The sequence below is a fragment of the Streptosporangium sp. NPDC003464 genome, from assembly GCF_053588315.1.
On sequence record NZ_JBSFPS010000372.1, the window covers coordinates 1 to 7,637 of the forward strand.

The 7,637-nt window shown below is 70.5% G+C and carries 9 protein-coding genes; 2 read left to right on the forward strand and 7 right to left on the reverse strand.

From position 1 onward, the window contains the following. On the reverse strand, positions 1 to 381 hold a 381-nt coding region (locus ACWDS7_RS44565), incomplete at its 3' end, for a PucR family transcriptional regulator ligand-binding domain-containing protein (protein WP_451934226.1). A 20-nt stretch (positions 382 to 401) separates the two neighbouring features. Beyond that, positions 402 to 1,067, reverse strand: a complete 666-nt coding sequence (tenA, locus tag ACWDS7_RS44570) for a thiaminase II (RefSeq protein WP_451934227.1) — start codon at positions 1,065 to 1,067, stop codon at positions 402 to 404. 68 nt (positions 1,068 to 1,135) lie between these two features. On the opposite strand from tenA, the gene ACWDS7_RS44575 reads away from it, so the two are divergent. Continuing rightward, on the forward strand, positions 1,136 to 1,720 hold the full coding sequence (locus ACWDS7_RS44575; RefSeq protein WP_451934228.1) for a TetR family transcriptional regulator C-terminal domain-containing protein: 585 nt from the start codon (positions 1,136 to 1,138) through the stop codon (positions 1,718 to 1,720). A gap of 42 nt (positions 1,721 to 1,762) precedes the next feature. Next, positions 1,763 to 2,650, forward strand: a complete 888-nt coding sequence (locus ACWDS7_RS44580; RefSeq protein WP_451934229.1) for a haloalkane dehalogenase — start codon at positions 1,763 to 1,765, stop codon at positions 2,648 to 2,650. Between the two features lie 85 nt (positions 2,651 to 2,735). Here the strand turns inward: ACWDS7_RS44580 and ACWDS7_RS44585 are convergent, their stop codons facing one another. From ACWDS7_RS44585 to ACWDS7_RS44605, 5 genes are all read right to left on the reverse strand, one after another. Beyond that, complete coding sequence (locus ACWDS7_RS44585) at positions 2,736 to 3,245, reverse strand: GNAT family N-acetyltransferase (RefSeq protein WP_451934230.1); 510 nt, start codon at positions 3,243 to 3,245, stop codon at positions 2,736 to 2,738. Then, positions 3,214 to 3,390, reverse strand: coding sequence for a hypothetical protein (locus ACWDS7_RS44590; protein WP_306856938.1), 177 nt, complete (start codon positions 3,388 to 3,390; stop codon positions 3,214 to 3,216). The genes ACWDS7_RS44585 and ACWDS7_RS44590 overlap by 32 nt, the downstream gene beginning before the upstream one ends. Positions 3,391 to 3,469: 79 nt before the next feature. Beyond that, positions 3,470 to 4,207: a 4-hydroxy-tetrahydrodipicolinate reductase gene (gene dapB / locus ACWDS7_RS44595; protein WP_451934231.1), complete on the reverse strand. Its 738-nt coding sequence runs from the start codon at positions 4,205 to 4,207 to the stop codon at positions 3,470 to 3,472. A 123-nt stretch (positions 4,208 to 4,330) separates the two neighbouring features. Beyond that, entirely contained in the window at positions 4,331 to 5,641 is a 1,311-nt protein-coding gene (locus tag ACWDS7_RS44600) for a M16 family metallopeptidase (protein ID WP_451934233.1), read from the reverse strand. Beyond that, positions 5,641 to 7,637, reverse strand: a 1,997-nt coding sequence (locus ACWDS7_RS44605) for a polyribonucleotide nucleotidyltransferase (RefSeq protein WP_451934232.1), incomplete at its 5' end; no start/stop codon positions are given. The genes ACWDS7_RS44605 and ACWDS7_RS44600, both read right to left, overlap by 1 nt.

A 7,637-nucleotide genomic window follows, 5' to 3' on the forward strand; every position in this document is an offset into this window, starting at 1 on the left:
TCCTCGGTCTTCGGCGCACCCTTCCTGCAGCGGAGGATCGGCTCGGTCCGGGTGCTCCACCAGGTCGACGCCGAGCGCCAGCATCGGCAGCCCCGCGTCGGCGCAGGCGTCGATGAGGTCGGCCGGCGGGACCTTCAGCGCGGTGCCGGAGCAGAGCGCGGCGACCCCGGCCTCCACCAGCGCCGCCACGAACCGCCCGGCGGACTCGGGGCCGTCGTGCCAGGTCAGCTCGGTCAGGACGAGCTCACCGGCCTTGAGGAAGCGGCCCGGCTCGATCAGGTCGGTGGTCGCGACGCCACGGACCCGGCGGTCGAGCAGATCGTGGCCGCTGAGCACCTTCAGCCCCAGGTGATCGACCTGGCACAGGTCCCGCAGGCGCATACGAGTAGGTTAGCCACGGCTCAGACCGGCCAGGACTCCCGCCGCCAGGCCGCGTCCCAGAACAGCCACTCGTAGCGCGCGGTGGTCAGCGCGTGCTCGCACAGCCTCCCCCAGTCGGTCTCGGGCAGTTCCGCGGCGACCCCGTCGAGCAGGTCCAGCACCCCGGCGACGGTCTCCTGGTAGTGCTCGTTGCCGTAGGTCTCGATCCACCACGCGTAGAGCGGGTCGGGCGACGACTGCTTCAGCAGCTCCTCGCCGACCTTCGCGTAGATCCAGTAACAGGGCACGATCGCGCCCAGCGCCTCGGGGAAGGTGCCCAGGTGGCAGGCTCGCAGCAGGTAGGAGCCGTAACCGACGGTGGTGGGGGTGGCCCCCTCGCCGAGGGCGTCGCCCTCGTCCATCCCGAACGCGGCCAGCAGCTCGACGTGGAGGCTGTGCTCCACCTCGACCGTACGCGCCGCGTCCGCGGCGAAGCGCTGCACCACGGCCGGGTCGGCGGCCCGCACCCCGCAGGCCGCCAGCGCCCGCGCGTAGTCGGGCAGGAAGTGCGTCTCCTGCACCACGAAGTGCCGGAAGACCTCACGCGGCAGGGTCCCGTCGGTCAGCCCCGTGAGAAACGGGTGGACCAGGATCTCGCCGTAGACACCCTCGACGACCTGCCACAACTCATCACGGAACCGGCTCACGCCAGCGATGCTACCGGCATCGCCGCCGCGGGGTTGACTTAATTAATACGGTCGTCCATATTGGAGGGGTGGCCAGACCATCGAAGAAGGAACAGATCCTGCGCGAGGGCCTCGAGGTGGTGCGCCGCCGGGGGTTCAACGCCGCCGGAGTGCGCGACATCACCTCCGCGGCGGGCGTGCCGCAGGGCTCATTCACCAATCACTTCACCTCCAAGGAGGCGTTCGGGCTGGAGATTCTCGACCGCTACTTCGCCGACATGCACACGACCATGGCGGCGACCGTGGAGGGGGCCGGCAGCGGGCCGCTGGAACGGCTGCGCGCCTACTTCGACGCGATCACCGACCGGCTCGAGGATCGCGGCTGGCACCACGGCTGCCTGATCGGGAACATGAGCCTGGAGGTGGCCGAGCACAGCGAGGCGATCCGCGCCAGGCTCACCGAGATCTTCAGCCAGTGGCGGGAGCCTTTCGCGCGGTGCCTGCTGGAGGCCGAGGCCGCCGGTCAGATCCGGCTCGACGTGCCGGCCGTGGAGCTGGCGGACTTCCTGATCACCTCATGGCAGGGCGCCATCCTCCGCATGAAGGTCGAGCGGACCCCCGAACCCCTGGAGCGGTTCAAGCGCGTCGTGTTCGCCACAGTGATCCACCCCTGACGAGCACGGTCGTCCATCCCGAGAACGAGAGAAGAGAGTTCGATGACATCCCCCCAGGCTCCGCGGATCGACGCCGCCGACCCCCACCCCCGCAGGCGGATCCGTGTCCTGGACACCGAGATGAGCCACGTCGACACGGGCGACGGTGACCCGATCGTGTTCCTGCACGGGAACCCGACCTCCGCCTATCTCTGGCGCAACATCATCCCCGCCGTCCACGACCTCGGCCGGTGCCTGGCCCCGGACCTGGTCGGCATGGGCCGCTCCGGCCCGGCCCCCGACGGCGGCTACCGGTTCGGCGACCACGCACGCTATCTCGACGCGTGGTTCGACGCCCTGGGCCTGACGGAGAACGTCACACTGGTCCTGCACGACTGGGGATCGGCGCTCGGTTTCCACTGGGCGGCCCGTCACCCGGAGCGGGTCAAGGCGATCGCCTACATGGAGGCGATCGTCCAGCCCCGGCTCTGGTCGGACTTCCCGCCCGGCCGCGACGAGCTGTTCCGCGCGCTCCGGTCCGACCGGGGAGAACACCTGGTCATGGAGGAGAACTTCTTCGTCGAGACGGTCCTGCCCAAGAGCGTCATGCGCACGCTGACCGACGAGGAGATGGCGGCCTACCGCGCGCCGTTCCAGACGCCCGCCTCCCGCCTGCCGACGCTGATGCTCGCCCGTGAGCTGCCGATCGACGGGACTCCCGGCGACGTCGCCGAGATCGTCGAACAGTACGGGCGCCACCTCTCGCAGAGTCCCGTCCCCAAGCTGCTCGTGGCGGCCGAGCCCGGGGCCCTGCTCGTCGGCCGGGCCGCGGAATACGCCCGGAGCTGGCCGAACCAGCGCGAGGTGACCGTCAAGGGGAGCCACTACATCCAGGAGGACTCCCCCGTCGAGATCGGAACCGCTCTCCGCGACTTCCTCAACGATCTCTGACGCCTCCGGCGGTCTCCGGCCCGCGGGCGCGGACGGCCTCGCCCGGCTCCCGCCCGGCGGGACGGCCCGGCGGGCACACCGCCGCTCAGAGGGCGCGGCGCATCACGACGCGGGGCGCGAGCTCGATGCCCAGCTCCCGCTCGTGGTCCACCAGCGCGGCCAGCTCCGGCCCCCACTCGGCCGGATCGAGCACGGCGAAGCCCCGCTGGGCGTACCACGGCCCGTTCCAGGGCACGTCCCGGAAGGTCGTCAGCGTCACGGCCGCCGAGCCCGCCGAGGCCGCGTGGTCGCAGACCGCCTCCAGTAGGCGCCCGCCGATGCCCTGCCGCCCGTGGTCGGGGTGGACGGCGAGCTGGTCGAGGTGGACCAGCCCGTCCACCCAGCCGATCATCGCGAACCCGACCGGCGGGGTCCCGGCGACCAGGACCCGCGACGGGTCGTCGGTCTCCTCGACCATCGTGGTCCCCTCCGGGAAGGTGATGCCCACCTGGGCGAACACCCCGTCGGCGGCGACCTCCACCGCCGCCAGGCCGGGCAGCTCCCCGGCCACGGCCCAGCGGACCTCAGTCGAAATCGAAGATCGAGTGCTTGTCATAGAACTGGAGGATATAGCGGCACCGCACACAGATCATCAGGGTTATCCGGTGGGAGGTGATCCCCCACCGGCTGTCGACCCTGCCGTGCTCCTGCTGGAACTCCGTGCCCTGACAGAGGGGACAGACGAGCTCGGATCGCGTCATGTCCGGTAGACGGACAGGCCGCCTCCGGAGTTCCTCGGCCGGTCCCGGAGTGTCTCGGCCAGGTCCCGGAGTGTCTCGGTTACAGGTCGAGCAGGGGCTCCAGGCCGACGGTCAGTCCGGGCGTCTCCCCGACCCGGCGCACGCCCAGCAGCACGCCCGGCGTGAACGACGAGCGGCTCATGGTGTCGTGGCGGATGGTGAGCGTCTCCCCGTCGCCGCCCATGAGCACCTCCTGGTGGGCGACCAGCCCGGCCAGCCGCACGGAGTGCACGCGGACCCCGTCCACCTCCGCGCCCCGCGCCCCCTCCAGCTCGGCGCTGGTGGCGTCGGGCATCGGCCCCACCCCGGCCTTGTTCCGCGCCTCGGCGACCAGCTCCGCCGTACGGCGGGCGGTGCCGGAGGGCGCGTCGGCCTTGTTCGGGTGGTGCAGCTCGACGATCTCGACGGAGTCGAAGTATCGGGCGGCCTGCTGGGCGAAGTGCATCATCAGCACGGCGGCGATGCCGAAGTTGGGGGCGATCAGCGCGTTGACGCCGGGGTTGTCGTCCAGCCAGCCCCTGACGGTCGCCAGCCGCCCGGCGTCGAAGCCGGTGGTGCCGACCACCGGGTGGATGCCGTGGGAGATGCACCATTCGAGGTTGCCCATGACCACGTCGGGGTGGGTGAAGTCGACCACCACCTCCGAGCCCGCGAGACCCTCGATCGGGTCGCCCTTGTCGACCGCCGCGACCAGCTCCAGGTCGTCGGCCGCCTCGACGGCCCTGCACACTTCGATACCGACACGCCCGCGGGCGCCGAGAACTCCAACCCTGATCACGGCCCAAGGCTATACCGTCCGCCTCCGCGCGGACCCGCCAGCCATGCCCTGACCTCGCACGCCGCGCCCGGACGGACAACGGCCCCGGCGCACGGGGCGCCGGGGCCGTTGGCGACAGGACGGCTAGCCGTTCACGGCCCAGCTGAAGTCCTTGTCCTCGTAGGGGCCGATCACCGCGAGGGTCATCGGACGGTTGAGGACGTCGCGGGCGACCTCGGTGATCTCCTCCGGCGTCACCGCCTCGATCCTGGCCAGGACGTCGTCGACGGAGAGCAGCTCGTCGTAGACGAGCTCGCCCTTGCCGATCCTGGACATCCTGGAGCCGGTGTCCTCCAGCCCGAGCACCAGACCGCCGCGCATCTGTCCCTTGCCGCGGACGATCTCCTCCTCGGTGATGCCGTCGGCGATCACCCGGAGGACCTCCTCACGGCAGATCTTCAGCACGTCGTCGGTCTTCGACGGCAGGCAGCCGACGTAGATGCCGAACTGGCCGGTGTCGGCGTGGGCGGAAGTGTAGGAGTAGGCGGAGTAGGCCAGCCCCCGCTTCTCCCTGATCTCCTGGAACAGCCGCGAGGACATGCCGCCGCCCAGGGCCGCGTTGAACACGCCCAGCGCGAAGCGGCGCTCGTCGGTGCGGGTGAGGCCGGTCGTGCCGAGGACCAGGTTGGCCTGCTCGGTCGGCCGGTGCACCACCCGGACCCCGGAGCGGGTCCCGACGCCGGGGCCGGACAGACGCGGAGGGATGGGCGAGGCGTCCCCGCCGAGGGCTCCGGCCCGCTCGTAGGCCGCGGCGACCAGCGCGACGACCTGCTCGTGGCTGACGTTGCCGGCCACCGACACCACGGTGTGCGTCGGCAGGTAGTAGCGGTGGTAGTACTCGGCGATCCGGTCACGGCTGACGGCGTTGATCGACTCGACCGTGCCGAGGATCGGCCGGCCGATGGGCGTGTCGCCGTACAGCTCGGCGGAGAACTGCTCGTGCACCATGTCGGAGGGGTCGTCGTCGTGCATGGCGATCTCCTCCAGGATCACGCCACGCTCGGCCTCGACGTCCTCCGGGGTGATGAGCGAGGAGGTCACCACGTCGGCGAGCACGTCGATCGCCACCCGCAGGTCCTCGTCGAGGACCCGCGCGTAGTAGCAGGTGTATTCCTTGGCGGTGAAAGCGTTGATCTCACCGCCGATGCCCTCGATCGCCGCGGAGATCTCCAGTGCGTCCCGCGTGGGGGTGCCCTTGAACAGCAGGTGCTCAAGGAAGTGGGAGGCCCCCATGTGCTCGGGGGCCTCGTCCCGCGATCCGATGCCGACCCACATGCCGACCGCGACGGAACGCACGGTCGGCATGGACTCGGTCACCACCCGGAGCCCACCGGGGAGGACGGTGCGCTGCACCACCCCGGCACCGTCCTTGCCGGGGTGCAGAGTGGTGGTCATCACGAGTTGCGGTCTTCTCCTCCGCGGCCGCCGCCGCTGGTGCGGGTGCGGGTGCGGCGGGGCCGCTCCTCGCGGGGCCGCTCGTCGGCGGCGGGCGCCGCGGGCTCCTCCTCGGGGGCGCCGCCCTCGGTCTTGGCCGCGGCCTCCTTCTCGATGACCTCGACGGGCACCAGGGAGAGCTTGCCGCGCGAGTCGATCTCGGCGATCTCCACCTGGACCTTCTCGCCGACGTTCATGACGTCCTCGACGTTCTCGATGCGCTTGCCGCCGTGCAGCTTGCGGATCTGGGAGACGTGCAGCAGGCCGTCCTTGCCCGGCATGAGGGAGATGAAGGCGCCGAAGGCGGCGATCTTGACGACCGTGCCCAGGTAGCGCTCGCCGACCTCCGGCATGTGCGGGTTGGCGATGGCGTTGATCGCCGACCGGGCCGCCTCGGCGGACGGGCCGTCGGTGGCGCCGATGTAGATGGTCCCGTCGTCCTCGATCGTGATCTCGGCGCCGGTGTCGTCCTGGATCTGGTTGATCATCTTGCCCTTCGGGCCGATGACCTCGCCGATCTTGTCCACCGGGACCTTGATCGTGATGATGCGCGGGGCCGTCGCGTTCATCTCCGCAGGGGAGTCGATGGCCTCCTGCATCACGTCGATGATGGCCAGGCGGGCGCCCTTGGCCTGCTTCAGCGCGGCGGCCAGGACCGAGGCGGGGATGCCGTCGAGCTTGGTGTCGAGCTGGAGGGCGGTGATGACGTCCTTGGTGCCGGCGACCTTGAAGTCCATGTCGCCCATGGCGTCCTCGGCGCCGAGGATGTCGGTCAGCGTGACGTACTGGTCACCCTCGTTGATCAGGCCCATCGCGATGCCCGCGACGATGCCCTTGAGGGGGACACCCGCGTCGAGCAGCGCCATGGTCGAGGCGCAGACCGAGCCCATGGAGGTCGAGCCGTTGGAGCCCAGCGCCTCGGAGACCTGGCGGATCGCGTAGGGGAACTCCTCGCGGGCCGGCAGGACCGGGACGAGCGCCCGCTCGGCGAGCGCGCCGTGGCCGATCTCGCGGCGCTTGGGCGAGCCCACCCGGCCGGTCTCACCGGTGGAGTAGGGCGGGAAGTTGTAGTTGTGCATGTAGCGCTTGGTGCGCTCCGGGTTGAGCGTGTCGATCATCTGCTCCATGCGGAGCATGTTCAGCGTGGTGATGCCCAGGATCTGGGTCTCGCCGCGCTCGAACAGGGCCGAGCCGTGCACCCGGGGCACGACGTGGACCTCGGCGTTGAGCTGCCGGATGTCCTTGACACCGCGGCCGTCGATGCGGACGCCCTCGGAGATGACCCGCTCGCGCATGAGCTTCTTGGTCAGCGAGCGGAACGCCGCGCCGATCTCCTTCTCGCGGCCCTCGAACTCGGAGCCGACCTTCTCGGCGGCCAGGGCCTTGACGCGGTCGAGCTCGGTCTCGCGCTCCTGCTTGCCGGCGATGGTCAGCGCCGCGGCCAGCTCGCTCTTGACCGCGCCGGTCACCGCCTCCAGGACGTCGTCCTGGTAGTCGAGGAACAGCGGGTATTCGGCGGTCTCCTTGGCGGCGACCTTGGCGACCTTGGACTGCGCCTCGCACAGGACCTTGATGAACGGCTTGGAGGCCTCCAGGCCCTCGGCGACCGTCGAATCGGTCAGCTCATGCCGGGTACGGCCGGGCAGCCATGCCCCACCTCGCTCCTTCTCGCCGCGCCGGGTGACGTGGAAGGCGTCGTCGCCGAGCCCGGTCCGGGTGTGGGTGCGCAGCATCTTGAGCCGGGTGGTGACCGTCTCGACGGTCTCGGTATAGGCGCGCGTCTCGTCGTAGGCGGTGAGCTCCCACACGTGATCGACGTCCTGGGTTTTCGCCGACGAGCCGCGGCTGCCCTTCTCGGTATCCTTGCCGAAGTGGTCCAGGCGCACGCTGGCGATGCCGTCGCCCTTGAGCGGAGCGTGGATACGGCTGTACAGCTCCAGCCAGGTGTCGGAGTCGT

Bases quoted from the DNA above. Each gene is read 5' to 3' on its own strand.
- ACWDS7_RS44600 (WP_451934233.1), bottom strand. From the start codon at position 5,641: ATGACCACCACTCTGCACCCCGGCAAGGACGGTGCCGGGGTGGTGCAG.
- ACWDS7_RS44580 (WP_451934229.1), top strand. From the start codon at position 1,763: ATGACATCCCCCCAGGCTCCGCGGATCGACGCCGCCGACCCCCACCCC.
- ACWDS7_RS44585 (WP_451934230.1), bottom strand. From the start codon at position 3,245: ATGACAAGCACTCGATCTTCGATTTCGACTGAGGTCCGCTGGGCCGTG.
- ACWDS7_RS44590 (WP_306856938.1), bottom strand. From the start codon at position 3,390: ATGACGCGATCCGAGCTCGTCTGTCCCCTCTGTCAGGGCACGGAGTTC.